This window comes from uncultured Bradyrhizobium sp. (assembly GCF_936943645.1).
GTDB lineage: Bacteria > Pseudomonadota > Alphaproteobacteria > Rhizobiales > Xanthobacteraceae > Bradyrhizobium.
Window position 1 is genome coordinate 21,706 of record NZ_CAKZJO010000057.1, and the last position, 13,780, is coordinate 35,485.

Below are 13,780 nucleotides of genomic sequence, written 5' to 3' on the forward strand. Positions count from 1 at the left end.
GTTCACGACAAGCGCCGAGATCAGCTGTCTATGAGCCCCTCGAGTCCAAAATCGGTGAGCGTTTGAGAGACCAGGTGGCGAAGTTCGTCGTCCGTGGTTGGCGTGGGCTGCAACCGGCAGGCTTCGATGCACAGAGAAATCTTCCTGTCATAGTGGGAGGCCACAACGACGAGATGCCCATGGGAACGCTCCAGGTCCTGGCGTGTGACGTTGACATCGACGGCTCGTGTCAGCAAGCGTCGGCACGGTGCGCCGTCGATGCGCGCGAGCCCCTCCGGGAGCAGTCCGAGATCGGAACAGCTTACCGGCAGCTCATCGGCATAATCGAACAACCGGTTCACAAGCGTCTTGGCGGCAGTGCGGGGCATCCAGGCGATGGCAGGGAGCAGTGACGTCAGGACATCGGTCTGACTTTTCCTCGCGCCACGAAGCAGCGTCCTCGCTACATTCACGTGTCCCAAATTCTTGGTCAGGCCTTCAGGCGCGACGTTCATCATATGGAATTCGATCGCCAGCGCGCGTTCGTCGGCCAGCCCCCGCCTTCGGCTTCTTGGGACAAGCAGGCTGACGGCGCCATCCGAAAAACGGCGACGGCCCAGGCGCGAGGCCAGGGATGCCACAAAGCCCGGCAGCAGCGTACCCATGTCACCACCAAGCCGCTGCTCGCAAGCGAGCCAGACACGCGAATCAACTGTCACCGCAACTGCGGGAAGCTCCACGATGGTCGATGGGGCGTGCGCTGCTTCTGCTGCTGTCACGGTCGAACCCTTCACAGGGGCGGCGGGCCTGTATCGGTGTGCCTGCGCAATCCGAGCCAGTGCGGCGACCGTCTGCGGGGCGTCAGCGAGGATCTGCCTCGCATCCGACACACACCCGGACAGCCACCCGCGAGCGCCCCTGGGCTTATACGGATTCGGAACACCCGTGCCGTTCACGGCAGCCGCGATGACGCGCAAAGCTCCCATTCCGTCGAGCACCAGATGCGATCCGACGATGCTCACAGCCGTGCTGCCATCGTCGAATGGCTGGATCGCCATTCGCCCGGCGGGACCGATGACGGGGTCTACCGGCGCTCGCGCGTGCTGGTTTGCCCACTGCAACAACCGCGATCGCGGCAGCGGATCCGAACTCCGCTCGAACGGAACAGACGTCCCCGCCACCCAGCGAGGCCGCCCCCATGGCAAGGATGACGGCTCAATGAGCCGATTGAAGGACAGCGTGATGAGCCGTTCATATGTTTGCACCAGCGCATCGAGGTTCACGTCACGATCATACAGCCAAAGGCATTGCATCAACTGGCACCGGCCAGTGGCTCTGAACAATTCGTAGGCCAGTTGGTCGAGCCAGGCGAGGCGGTGCCGCCCGTGGATAGGGGTGCCGGCCGAACTCCCCTCAAGCATCGAAGAACTCACCGGCGAGTTGGTAGTCGGCCAGGAGCCGTTCGACGAGCGCACGAAGATGCCGAGCCTCCGTTACAAGGCCGGGCTGGTAGGCAACGAAGCTCAGGGCGATAAATCCGGGTATCCCGCCGGCAAAGAGCGTAGCAACGCCTCCTCGCGCCTCGATCGCCCGGCGTGCGACCGAACGGTCGATGCCGCGGAAGCACATTCGATCAGCCGCAGCGCCATCGATCTGAAGCATGTCCCTGGGCAAGTCGCCCAAATTCGAACACGTGACCGGCAGGTCGGCGAGCGCGCCGAGCGCCAGATGGCTGGCGGCCGAAAATGCGCGCCTGGGCACGAAGGGCACCAGAGGCAGCAGCGCCGCAAGTCGATTGGGCTTCCGTCTTGTCTGCAGCAGCGTAGTCCGCAGCCGCCGCTGCAAAGAATGCAAGCGCCCGCGCGGTTCGTCGATACGCACCTTCAATGTGGCAAGCGCGACGTCGTTCCCGCCGCTGTGCGACAGACCCTCGCGCTGATTCACGGGGATCAGCAGGGTCACATCATCGTCACGGACGCGACCGAGGGCCTCAGCAAACGCCGCGGTCATCGCGGCCAGAAGCGTAAGACGGTTCGCACCGCGGCTCCGCGCTCCGGCGTCCCAGACCGACGTGGGCACGCGTATGAAGGCCGACGGAAACACAACGGTCCGGTCGTCTGCAGCTAGCACATCTGGCGATGCGGCTTGTGACTTCGGCATGTCGCGCGAATGACACGCGGTACGGGCCAGATGCCGGAGCGCTCGAAGTGTTGCTGGCGCGTCGCGCACCATGCGCTGGATCTCGGCAGCCAGCAATGTCGCGGCGCTGTGCGCCGAGCAAAGCGCTGGATAGATCGAGGGTCGCCGCTCTCCACGCGCGGCTTCGCTCACGGCGATTGCCGTCGTCAACCCGTCTGCGATGCAGTGCGATAGCACAAGCGAGACCACCGTGGAGCCATCCGTAAAGGTCTGGCTCGTCAAGATCCATGCCGGTCCGCGCACAGGGTCCAATGGAAGCTCCACCTGCGCGTCAGCCCACGCCTGCATCGTCTCGGGGGCGAGCGGCGACCCGGCGGATGTCAGAGCAGCCGACGGCGGTGGCGCACTGGCCCATTGGTGCCGTCCGAACGGAAGCAGCGCCGGCCGGATCAGCCGCGCCAGATGACCATGCGCAAGATTGTCACGGAAGCGTGTCAGCGCGTCGATGTCCACAGGCCGCAGATAGCGCCACAGCACCTGAATGACCGCATGCTGCCCGAGCGAGATATGCGCGAGATAAAGCGCCTGATCTGCGAAGGACAAGAATGCCGGCGACATGTCCGACAGGTTTGCCGGGTGCGCGACCGCCTGCGTCATCGTTCACGACCGACATCAGAGTACGTCGGCATCAATGCGTCGGCGGCCCGCCGGCATGCGCCCGCGAACGCCGCGACATAGCGGTGCATCGATGCGCGGGCTGTCTCATTTGCTGGATAAGCCGCTGTAAGCGAGAGCCCGCGTTGCGTACGGAACAGCCAGATCGCGACCTGTGCGACGATGCCCTGGTTGATATAGACCCGCCCGTTCGCCTGATGCCATTCGCGCGCAATGTGCGCACTGAGCGGAGGTACGTTCACATCCATATAGGACAGCATGACGCCGCCCGTGGCGACCGAGCGGACCGCCGGCAACCCGGCAGCTAGTTCGAGCACAAGCTCGATCGGCATCCCGGCAAGGCTCAGCCTTTCATCGAAATTGTTCTGGGCGGTCAAGGCGAGTTCAGCAAACGTTCGTTGTTGCACGTCAAAGTCGATGGGCACCACGCCCACGCACCATCCGGTTGTCCTGAAGGCCTTGGGCGATCTTCGCGTCGTTGTGGGCGTGACGACGCTGTAGCGCGAGCGACCCGCCAATTCCCGTTCGGTCAGGGCCGCGCAGGCCAACAGACCCCCGATCGCTCGCGCACCAGCAGCGTGGCATGCGGTCTCGAACGCGTCCATGACGGCATCGTCGAGGACATCCACATGTACATACTCCGCGTGATAGCGATCCTCCAACACCCCGAGCGGGAGCGCGAAAGCGGGCATCCGCCCGTTGTTTCGCTCCAGGAACGCGATCCATCGCTTCACTTCAGGATCTGCCAGCGTCGTCGCCGCTGCCCGCTGGCGCTGACTGCTGCAATAATCCAGATAGCTTCCTGGCGGTCCGAGTTGAAGCGGCCCCTCCCCGTCGAGCACAGCGCGATACGCCGAGCGGATCTCTGTCATCAAGAACGCGATCACGGTCGCATCAGCGTGCAAATGATCAATGCTTGCGAAGCAAGTGAACCCGCCCGCGCGCTGAAGAATGCCAAATCGAAAGCAATCCCATGCGAACGGTGTAGGAGTTGCCATGACATGGCCATGCCAATCCTCCGCGCTCACTTCGCCGATCGCCCTGGGCTCCATCTGGACGTCCGCGGGATCTGCGAGCACATGCCGTACGATGGCTCCGTCACGCTCTTCGAACCAGCTGTGATAGGTGTCGTGCCTGCGCAAATGGGCAGTTACCACATGGGTCATGGCTCTGAGGTCACAGCGGCCGGGTTCGTCCCACACGACGACGAGCAGCCGCGCCATCGCCTCGTGCCGCTGCTCACAGGCGCGGAAGGCATGCAGATGCTGCTCCTGTTCGTAGCTGGCTCGTACGGAAGACACCGGGGCGCGCTTCGCACTTGCCATCGATGCAGCCGACGGACACCAGAGAGTCAGTATCGCAGGCGGCCCGGACCAGTCGTGCAGCGGACGCAAATCAGTCACGGCCATCTGCTCCAGCGGGCCGCAATTCCTGCATGGCGCCATCCAGCGTGTCGGCGAGTGCGCGCACGGTCGTCGCGTTCACGGAACGGAGCCGGATGCCTGTATCGGCCTCGAGAGCAATCAGCAGCTGGAGCGTCCCGAGTGAGTCGAGGCCGTAGTCGAACAACGAGCGATCTGGATTCACGGTGCGGCGCAGGATGACAGCGAGATGCTCGATGATCAGACGCCGCAGCAAGGCCGGCCGCTCGCCGGGGGGCGCGCGTCTCAACTCCGAGCGCGAGCTGCGTGCCGGTTGGCCCGCTCCCTCCGGAGCCTGCGACAACGCCCCCGCAAACGGGCTCCGCGCGGCGAGCGCCGTCAGCCACGGGGCGCCGTCAAGATGGGCATAGGCGGCATACCCTCGGTCATGCCGCAGCAGCCTCTCGAATGCGTAGGCACCGTCGCGGGGCTCGATCATTCGCGCATCGCCGCGGGCGGAGAGATGCGCGCCGGCACCAATATCCGCCCACGCCGCCCAGGCGATCGCCGACGACGGCAACCCCTGGGCACGCCGCCACTGCGTGAACGTATCGAGCCAGCTGTTGGCGGCCGCGTACGCGGACTGACCCGGCGAACCAAAGAGCGCCGCAACCGACGAGAAACAGCAGAACCAGTCGAGTTGTTGCTTCAGCGTTGCCTCATGCAGATGCCAGGCGCCTTCCGCCTTGGGTGCCCAGTTCCGATGCAGCCTTTCCTCCGTGACGGAGGGAAGCGTGCCGTCCTCGACGACGGCTGCACCGTGCAGGACACCGCGCAATGGCAGGCCCGTCGCCGTGGCAGCTTCGACCAGGCGTCGCGCGGTCGACGGCTCCGCGATATCCGCACTAATGACCCGAACGTCGGTGCCCCGTGCTTTCATCCCGACGAGCACACTCGTCGCGGCGTCGGTTGGCTTGGAGCGCGCATTGACGATGACGCGACCGGCCCCGGCGGCGGACATCGCGTCAGCGAGGAACAGGCCGAGCCCGCCAAGACCACCGGTGACGATGTAAGCACCATCGCGCCTGAACGGCGTGCCGCACTCCGGTGCTGCAGGTACCCGGTAGCGACCGGTTCTCGGAACGGTGAGCACGAGCTTGCCGGTGTGACCGGCACCGCTCAAAATGCGAATGGCGCGATCCGCTTCGGCAAGAGGATGGATCGCGATTCCCGGCAAGGGCAGCCACTCTCCCCCGGCAAGCCTCATGACCCGCGACAGCAGCGCCTGCACGCGGGCCGGAGCCGTCATACACATCTGTGCAAGATCGACGGCGAAGAACGAGAGGTTGCGCTTGAACGGAGACAGTCCCAGCCACGTGCCTCCATAGATGTCCTTCTTGCCAAGCTCGACGAACCGCCCGCCGGCCGCAAGGAGGTCCAGGCCCGCGCGCTGCGCCGCGCCCGTGAGCGAGTTGAGGACGACGTCCACGCCGTAGCCCGCCGTGTCCCGCCGGATCTGCCCGGCGAATGCCGCGGTTCGCGAATCGTACACGTGCCGGATGCCGTCGGCCCGCAGCAGCTCGCGCCGTGCCTCGGAGCCCGCTGTTGCAAATATCTCTGCACCAGCCGCGCGGGCGATGGCCACGGCCGCCTGCCCGACGCCGCCGGTCGCCGAATGAATGAGCACCTTGTCCCCAGGTCCCATCCGGGCCAGATCCTCGAGGCCATACATGGCCGTGACAGTTGTCGTGAGAATGGCGGCCGCCTCAGCATCCGTGAGCGTGCGGGGAATCGCGACAAGCAGGCGTGCATCGCAAGTCAGATAGGTGCCCCAGGCGCCCCCGCAGCAGAGCCCGGCCACGCGGTCGCCGACGCGAAAGCCCGAAACGTCAGGCCCCACGGCCGTGACAATGCCAGCGAAGTCCAGGCCAAGTCCCTGCGTACGACCGTCCAACGAAGGATAGCGGCCATGAGCCACGAGCACGTCGGCGAAATTGACACTGGTCGCATGGACCGCCACCTCTACCTCGCCTGCGCCTGGCGCACGCCGCTCGAAGGCCGTCATCTCCAGGCTCTGCAGGTCACCGGGCACGCGAATTTCCAGGCGAGCACCATCGCGGGCCGCGTCGCAGTCCACGGTGCGGCGATCAGCGGGACCAAGCGGGCTTCGCTGCAATCGTGCGACATACGCGCTCCCTCCGCGCAGCGCCGTTTCGTCTTCGTCCGAGCCGCTCAGCAGCTGAGATCGAAGCAAAGAGACATCGACCTGCGGGCTCACGTCGATCTGGGTGGGACGAAGCGCGGGAAACTCGGCGCTGACGGCTCGCAGCCATCCACGCACACCGGCGTGCGCGAGTCGCACGGTATCGTCCGGCAGTACGCGTTGGGCCATACAGGTGACGACGAAAAGGCGGGGCCGCCGTTCGCATTGTCTCAATGCATTGGTCAGGTGAACCAGGCTGCTGATATTTGCCCGAGCTGCGTCGGGACTCGCGGGCTCATCACCGCGCGGCAAGACCACCACCACAGCTCCAGGGCGATGCCGATGCAGAGCCTCCTTAATCTGCTCGCGCCATGTGTCCCCCTTCCCCGCCCCAGCGCTGCTGAGAATGCGAGACTTGAACCCTTGCTCGCGCAGGCTTCCTTCCAGATCCAGCATCAAGCGATGCCCTGCATCATCGGCATCGAGCAGCAAGCAGGCGCCATCGTCGGGCCTGACCGTGGCAGGAGGGACGCTCCACGGCTGCCAGCCGATGTCGAGCAGGCGCGTGTTGCAGGCGACAGCGTCAGCATGCTGTTCAGCCGCGCCGCTCCCCATCGCCAATCCATCGACGCTGAGCAGCACGCGACCGGAGGCGTCGAGCAGTTCAATGTCCGCCTCGACGTGCAGCGCGTCGACGGCGATCAGGCGAGTGATGCAGTGCGCGGCGTCCGCATCCGTGCAGTGGAGCCGAAGGCTTCGCACCGAGACCGGCAGCAGCAAACGCCCGTTTGTCTCTGAAACGACCCGGGCAAACGCCCCGACCGACTGGAAGCACGCGTCAAGCAGCACGGGATGCACCGTGTAGCCTCGGCCGCCCGTTCGGAGCGAACTCGGGAGCCGAAGATCCGCAAGGAGCGAGGTGCCGTCCGCGGACACGGCCAGGCCGGCAGCCAGTGCGCGAAATGACGGCCCGTACTGGATACCCTGCGAGTCGAACCACCGCCACACCTCTTCCGTGGCAATCGGCGTCGGGTGAGCGCCGCGCAGCGCAGCCAAATCGTACGTGGCAGGCGGCTTTGCAGAGATCGCTTCAGAAAGCCGGGCACTTGCGTGAACACGCGCTTCGCCCTTCGGCTGGCTCTCGAGCCTGAAATTCAACTTGCCCGGTCGGTCCAGCACTGCCGTGCAGACGATCGGCATCGATGGCTCCGACCGCAACGCATGGTCGAACGTGATCGTCTCGACTTCCACGCGTGATGCACCAAGGGCGGTGCGCGCCGCAGCGAGCGCCATTTCGCAGAAGCCAGCGCCAGGGAAGAGCGGCGTTCCGTTGACCCGGTGGTCTGCAAGCCAGGGGTGGGCATCGAGGCCAACCTCGCATGCCCAGATGTGGCGTTCCGGCTCTTCGTGCAGGATGCGGTGGACGTTCAACAGCGGATGCGTTGACGGCAAGCGATGCGGACCTGCGGCCGGCGTCACCGGCGCAAGGAACAGCGGAGTGTGCGTCCAAGCCGGCAAAGGGAGGTCAAGCAGCTGGCCATCCGGATACAGGACATTGAAATCGATCGAGGCCCCTGCGACATGGATGGCGCCAACCAGGTTCAGAAGCCCGTTGGGCATGGGCTCGCCGCGCGTCATCGACGGAAGCGCACGGACTGCGAAGTCCGTTGCGGCAGCATTCTCCAAGACGGCGCGGGTCACGATCGGGTGCGGCGAAAGCTCGACAAAGACGCGATGGCCATCTTCAAGCGCCGCCTGCACGGCGGGACGGAAGCGAACCGACTGCCGAAGGTTGTCGATCCAGTAGGCGCGATCGCAAGCGGGGAGTTCGCGCGGATCAAGCAGCACGGTGGAGTACATCGGCGTGCGCAGATTGTGCGCGGTCACGTCCGCGAGGCGCTCCGACAGCAGCGCCAGGATCGGCTCGACTTGCGACGTGTGTGAGGCGACATCGACCGCGACCTCGCGGGCGAAAAGGCCTTCGGCCTGCCACGCGGAGACGAGGCCTTGCACGGCCTCGACGGAGCCCCCGACGACCGTCGATGCCGGCGCAGCCAGCACGGCGATCTCGACGTCGTCAATACGTCGACGCGCCAGATCTTCGCGGACCGCCGCCGGCGCCATTCCGACGGCTGCCATCGCGCCGGATCCAGCCAGCGTCTGGCACAGCATGGCGCGATGACAGATCACCCGCACGCCATCGTCCAGCGAGAGTGCGCCGGCCACGACGGCCGCCGACACTTCGCCCATCGAATGGCCGATCACAGCCGACGGCACCACACCCAGGGCTTTCAACGATGCCGCCAACGCGACCTGAAATGTGAAAATGGCGGGCTGGATACGCTCGATGCCTTCGAGTTGCGCGGGCTCGCGCAGGGTATCGGTCACCGAGAAGCCGCTGATTGCCTGAATCAGAGGCTCGATGGCGGCGACCATTCCGGCGAAGACCGGGTCGATATCGAGCAGTTCCGCCCCCATCGACTCCCACTGCGATCCCTGTCCGGAGAATACGAAGACGGGACCGCGGCTATCGTGGTCGACCCAGTCTGCATCGATCGACTGATCGGCTGCGAGCCCGCGCAATTGCGCTGTCAGATCGCCGAGCGTTCTCGCAATGAGCGCGTGCCGGACCGGCCGGTGCCCACGCCTGCAGGCAAGGGTCCGTGCGACGTCACCGGGGCGATGACTGGTGGCGCTCGCGCCCAGCCAAGCCGCGAGGTGCGCGGCCGTTGCGCGCAGCGCCTCTGGCGAGGTGGAAGAAATTGGAAACAGCCAGGGCTGCTCCTGAGTTCGGGCGGCCTCTGGTCGACAAGATGAGGCAGGCGCCTGAGGAGCCTGTTCGAGCACGACGTGCGCGTTCGTGCCGGACATGCCGTAAGACGATACGGCTGCGCGGCGGAGCCCGTCCGCGCCAGTCGAGGGCCAGGGCACGGTGTCGGTGGGAACGAAAAGCTGCGTCGCGATTGGCTGGAGATGCGCGGGCAGCCGATGGAAGTGAAGTGATCGCGGTACGGCGCCGTGCGCCAGTGCGAGCGTCACCTTGATCAGACCAAGAACGCCCGCCGCCGATTCCGCGTGGCCAAGGTTGCTTTTGAGCGAGCCGAGGGCGCAGGGCGACTGTCGTCCATACTGCGTCGAGAGGCTGTGGAACTCCTCCGTGTCGCCCACCGGCGTACCTGTGCCGTGCGCCTCGACCATGCCGACGGATGATGGATCAACCCGTGCTTCGGCAAGCGCTCGATCGATGACCGCAATCTGGGCCGCGCGGGAAGGTGCGAGAATGTTGTGCGTGCGTCCGTCCTGGTTGACGGCGCTACCGCGAATGACGGCGAGCACCCGGTCGCTGTCGCGCAAGGCATCGTTCAGCAGTTTGAGCATCACCACGCCGCAGCCTTCGGCACGCACGAAGCCATCGGCGCGCTCGTCGAATGCATGACATCGCCCTGTCGGCGACAGCATACCGAGGCCGGACGCCGAGGCGAACGTCGCAGGCGAGAACATCAACATGACCCCGCCGGCAAACGCGACGCGGCACTCGCCCGCGAGCAGACTTCGCCGAGCCGCATGCACGGCGACGAGGCTTGACGAGCACGCCGTGTCCATGGTGATCGCAGGTCCCGTAAGCCCCATCGCATGGGCGACCCGCCCTGACGCCATGCTGAAAGGCGTCCCCGTGAAAGCATAAGCCTGGCCCAGCGCACCTGCGTCACGCGTGACCTGCATGTAGTCCTGGTGCGAAAGGCCGAAGAATACGCCGGCCTCCGTCCCAGACAGGCAGCGAGGATCGCGGCCGGAATGTTCGGCGGCCTCCCAGGTGACCTCGAGCAACAGCCGGTGCTGGGGGTCCATGGCAAGGGCCTCGGGTTCGCCAACGCCGAAAAAGCGATGATCAAAGCCCGATGGGTCGTCCAGGAACGCGCCCCAGCGCGAAACCGAGCGGCCCGCCACACCTGCGAGGGGCTCGTAGTCATCGTCGGCATTCCAGCGCTGCTGCGGAATCTCGGTAACGAGGTCGGTCCCTGCCAGCAGCGCGGCCCAAAAGGCGTCCGGCGAATCGATCTGGCCCGGGAGCCTGCAGCCAATGCCGACAACAGCAATCGCAGTCACAATCAAGGCCTTATTCTGGGAGAAGACTTTTCGGTCCAACTCAATGCATGCGGGACAGGTTATTGATCGGTCGAACGATCGTCCAGCCCGTACACCGCTGGAGGCCTCGATCCGAGATCGTCCGCACCCGCTGTGGATTGTCGGGAGGGCGTCTGCGGCAAGGCGGAGCCGGGCGACGTTGGATCATTACCGCCCCCCGGCGACAGGAAAGGGTCTCGAGAGCTTGGCGGCATTCGGGAGCGAAGTGGTGAAAGCTCGAATGGCCGTAGGACGCACAAGCGACGCTTGATGCTTCCGCCTTGAGCCGGAATGCTCCGCTATCGCAGTTGAATGCCCCGACTGATTTCGCCGAAATGGCGGACGACCATTATCTCGGAAACAGCTTGTCTCGAATGTATTGCGAGGTTGGCGTCAGCTTGAGCCCGCGCGGTTTTCGCCAAGCCGCCCTGTCGATCTCCCTCTTGTCGCCGATCTTCAATGGACCTGAAGCTTTCTTGCTCAGGAAGATTGCATCGCTCATCCTTCGGCCGGACCTTCGGTTCTTGCCGTTGACTTCCTTCCACAGCCTCAACTCGCCAAGCCTGAGCTTGGGCAGCTCCTCCATGATCTCGCGACGGAGACACTTTCTCTCGCTCTCGCCGGCCCGCCTGCGGCCGCCCGGAAACATCCAGCGCTTGTCGCGCCGCCGCCGGACCAGGAGCACCCTGCCCTTCCTTGCGACGACAAGCTTTGATGACTTCGCCATTCCCTAGTCCGCCAATTCGATCGCCAGAGGTTGGTGGTCAGAAGCATCGGTTGCTTCGTTGACCTCGATACTGCGCACGCGACCGACCAGATCCTCCGTCACGAAAATGAAGTCGCGACAATCCGGCCCGTCAGTCCATTGCGCATGGTCGTAGATGCCGCAGGTCGGCGCCCGCGCGCGGCCGGGACGATTGGCGGTCCATGCATCCCGATAATTCAGGCCGGGCCGGCCTGCGCGGTCGATCAGGGCGTGCTGGGGATCGGCGACGTCGAAATTGAAATCTCCGCACATCAGGCTCGGCGCGGCGACGGTCTGGCTCCCATACGGCTCATCGTGCCGGGAGCTGGCCTGCCTGGGGCTCCCCGACGCGTCCTGTTGCAGATCCAGCAGCCGCGCGATCTGCGCCTCGCGCTGATCGGCCGAGTGAAACTCGAGATGCGTGTTGACGATGCGGACCGCGCCGAACGAGGCCTGAACCGTCACCTCCAGAGCGTGGCGGCGCATGCTGCGCACCGCACCTGCGCCCGGAAACGGCAAGAGATGATTGGCGATCTGCAACACCGGCAAACGCGACAGCGTCATGTTGCCGAAACAGTGGAGGCTGCCCGCGCGATCCATCGTCTCGATCGCCGGCCGGAAGATCGCGGAATAGCCGGGCAGCAAGGCTGCGAGCTCGGCGCTCTGATCCGCGCCATCGCCAAATCTCGGAAAATTGGCGCTCACCTCCTGGAAACAGAACACGTCCGCATCGAGCGTTTGCCTCGCGACGGTAACGATCCTGGAGAGATCGGTGACGCCGTCGCACCCCTTGCCGCACTGAATATTCCAGGTGAGAAGCCGCATTACCGGATGCCCGCGCGCATGAATGACTGAACGAACTGGCGCTGGAACAGCAGGAACGCGATCAGCAGCGGCGCCATCGTCATCACCGTCGCCGCCGTGATCACAGACCAGTCGACGCCGGTCTCAGGCGCGCCGAACACGGCAAGCCCCACCGTGAGCGGCCGCGCTTCAACCGAATTCGTGACGATCAACGGCCACAGGAAATTGTTCCAGTGATAGCTGACGGAGACGAGCCCGAAAGCGACATAGGTAGGTCGGGCCAACGGCACATAGACCCGCCAGAGGATGACGAGCGGGCCTGCTCCCTCGACCCGGGCGGCCTCGACCAGTTCCTGAGGCACGCTCTTGAAAGTCTGCCGCAGCAGGAAGATGCCAAAGGCGCTCGCCAGATAAGGCAGCGCGATCGCCGGAATCGTATCCAGCAAGCCCAGCTTGGCGATCGCGCGGTAGTTCTCGACGATGAGGACGTCGGGCATGATCATGAGCTGGAGCAGCACGAGGGCGAACGCAATGCCGCTGCCCTTGAACCTGAAGCGCGCAAAGGCATAGGCAGCCAGCGTCGACAGGATGAGCTGGCCGACCAGGACGAATGTCACCAGCACGACCGTGTTGAGGTAATACCGGGCAAACGGCGCCTGCTTCCAGGCCCGCGCGAAATTCTCCAGCGTCCAGGGCGCGGACAGGCTGAACGAGGTGGCGTAGGCCGCCGGATGCAGCGCGCTCCAGAACGCATAAGCGAGCGGAGCGAGCCAGATCAGAGCCAGCAACCATACCGCGACCGCCTCGACGGGGTGTGTCCGGCCTCTCATTGGTAGTGGATCCTGCGATCGAGGTAGCCGAATTTGAGCAAGGCAATCGCGCTCAGGAGCATGAGAAGCACGACCGTCAGCGTTGCCGCATAAGAAGAATCCTGGAACGTGAAGGCGACCTCGTAGATGTAGTAGAGCAGCAGCGTGCTGGCGTTGTTCGGACCGCCCTTGGTCATGATGACCAGATGGTCCACCAGCTTAAACGAGTTGATGACCGCATTGATGGCCACGAACAGCGTGGTCGGCATCAGCAGTGGGAATGTGATGCGGCGGAACGTGTACCACCGGCTCGCCCCCTCGATGGAGGCGGCTTCATCGAGGTCCGGCGAGAGCTGTTGCAGCGCCGCCAGATAGAAGATCATGAAGAAACCGGCTTCCTTCCAGATCACCATGACGATCAGGCAGCCCATCACCGTCGAGGGATCGCCGAGCCAGTTCCAGCCGCCGAGGCCGAACAGCCCGCGCAGCTGATCGAGCGCGCCGTAATCCGGCGTGTAGAAGAACAGCCAGATGTTGGCGACGGCGATCATCGGCAACACGGTCGGCGTGAAATACGCCAGTCGCAGAAAGCCGCGGCCGCGCATGTTGCGATTGACCCAGACTGCCATGATCAGCGCAAGCGCGATCGAGGTCGGGATGGTGCCGAGCGCGAACCAGAAATTGTTGACCAGCGCCTTCCAGAAGATCGGATCGGCCGCCATGGCCCGGTAGCTGTCCGTCCCGACGAAGACCTCGCTGCCGTTCCGCTTGGTGATGAACAGCGAATGACGGATCGTCGCCAGGATCGGCCAGTGCGTGAAGGCAACCAGCAGCACCGCCGCCGGCAACAGCAGCAGCCACGCATTCACGGCATTCCACCACGCCTGCGACCTTGCGCGGCGTTCGGGGATCGGCGATGAGGCGGCGAGATCGGTCATCT

Annotated in this window: 8 protein-coding genes; all 8 read right to left on the reverse strand. The window is 64.9% G+C overall.

From position 1 onward, the window contains the following. Window positions 1-20: 20 nt before the first annotated feature. The gene (locus tag Q0743_RS16485) at window positions 21-1,400 is read right to left on the reverse strand and encodes a hypothetical protein (RefSeq protein ID WP_298242570.1); all 1,380 of its coding nucleotides are present in this window, start codon (window positions 1,398-1,400) and stop codon (window positions 21-23) included. Then, on the reverse strand, window positions 1,393-2,775 hold the full coding sequence (locus tag Q0743_RS16490; RefSeq protein ID WP_298242571.1) for a hypothetical protein: 1,383 nt from the start codon (window positions 2,773-2,775) through the stop codon (window positions 1,393-1,395). The genes Q0743_RS16485 and Q0743_RS16490 overlap by 8 nt, the downstream gene beginning before the upstream one ends. Continuing rightward, window positions 2,772-4,196 (reverse strand): condensation domain-containing protein, encoded by a 1,425-nt coding sequence (locus Q0743_RS16495; RefSeq protein WP_298242572.1) that lies wholly within the window; start codon window positions 4,194-4,196, stop codon window positions 2,772-2,774. Before Q0743_RS16495 ends, Q0743_RS16490 begins: the two co-directional genes overlap by 4 nt. Beyond that, entirely contained in the window at window positions 4,189-10,464 is a 6,276-nt protein-coding gene (pks2, locus tag Q0743_RS16500; protein ID WP_298242745.1) for a sulfolipid-1 biosynthesis phthioceranic/hydroxyphthioceranic acid synthase, read from the reverse strand. Before pks2 ends, Q0743_RS16495 begins: the two co-directional genes overlap by 8 nt. Window positions 10,465-10,831: 367 nt before the next feature. Continuing rightward, on the reverse strand, window positions 10,832-11,209 hold the full coding sequence (locus Q0743_RS16505) for an NUDIX hydrolase (RefSeq protein ID WP_298242573.1): 378 nt from the start codon (window positions 11,207-11,209) through the stop codon (window positions 10,832-10,834). A gap of 3 nt (window positions 11,210-11,212) precedes the next feature. Further along, the gene (locus Q0743_RS16510) at window positions 11,213-12,052 is read right to left on the reverse strand and encodes an endonuclease/exonuclease/phosphatase family protein (RefSeq protein WP_298242574.1); all 840 of its coding nucleotides are present in this window, start codon (window positions 12,050-12,052) and stop codon (window positions 11,213-11,215) included. Further along, window positions 12,052-12,861, reverse strand: a complete 810-nt coding sequence (locus Q0743_RS16515; protein WP_298242575.1) for a carbohydrate ABC transporter permease — start codon at window positions 12,859-12,861, stop codon at window positions 12,052-12,054. Before Q0743_RS16515 ends, Q0743_RS16510 begins: the two co-directional genes overlap by 1 nt. Beyond that, a complete protein-coding gene (locus Q0743_RS16520) occupies window positions 12,858-13,778 on the reverse strand; it encodes a carbohydrate ABC transporter permease (RefSeq protein ID WP_298242746.1) in 921 nt (306 codons plus the stop codon). The genes Q0743_RS16515 and Q0743_RS16520 overlap by 4 nt, the downstream gene beginning before the upstream one ends. Between the last annotated feature and the right edge of the window lie 2 nt (window positions 13,779-13,780).

Bases quoted from the DNA above. Each gene is read 5' to 3' on its own strand.
- Q0743_RS16485 (WP_298242570.1), bottom strand. From the start codon at position 1,400: ATGCTTGAGGGGAGTTCGGCCGGCACCCCTATCCACGGGCGGCACCGC.
- Q0743_RS16490 (WP_298242571.1), bottom strand. From the start codon at position 2,775: ATGACGCAGGCGGTCGCGCACCCGGCAAACCTGTCGGACATGTCGCCG.
- Q0743_RS16505 (WP_298242573.1), bottom strand. From the start codon at position 11,209: ATGGCGAAGTCATCAAAGCTTGTCGTCGCAAGGAAGGGCAGGGTGCTC.
- Q0743_RS16510 (WP_298242574.1), bottom strand. From the start codon at position 12,052: ATGCGGCTTCTCACCTGGAATATTCAGTGCGGCAAGGGGTGCGACGGC.
- Q0743_RS16515 (WP_298242575.1), bottom strand. From the start codon at position 12,861: ATGAGAGGCCGGACACACCCCGTCGAGGCGGTCGCGGTATGGTTGCTG.
- Q0743_RS16520 (WP_298242746.1), bottom strand. From the start codon at position 13,778: ATGACCGATCTCGCCGCCTCATCGCCGATCCCCGAACGCCGCGCAAGG.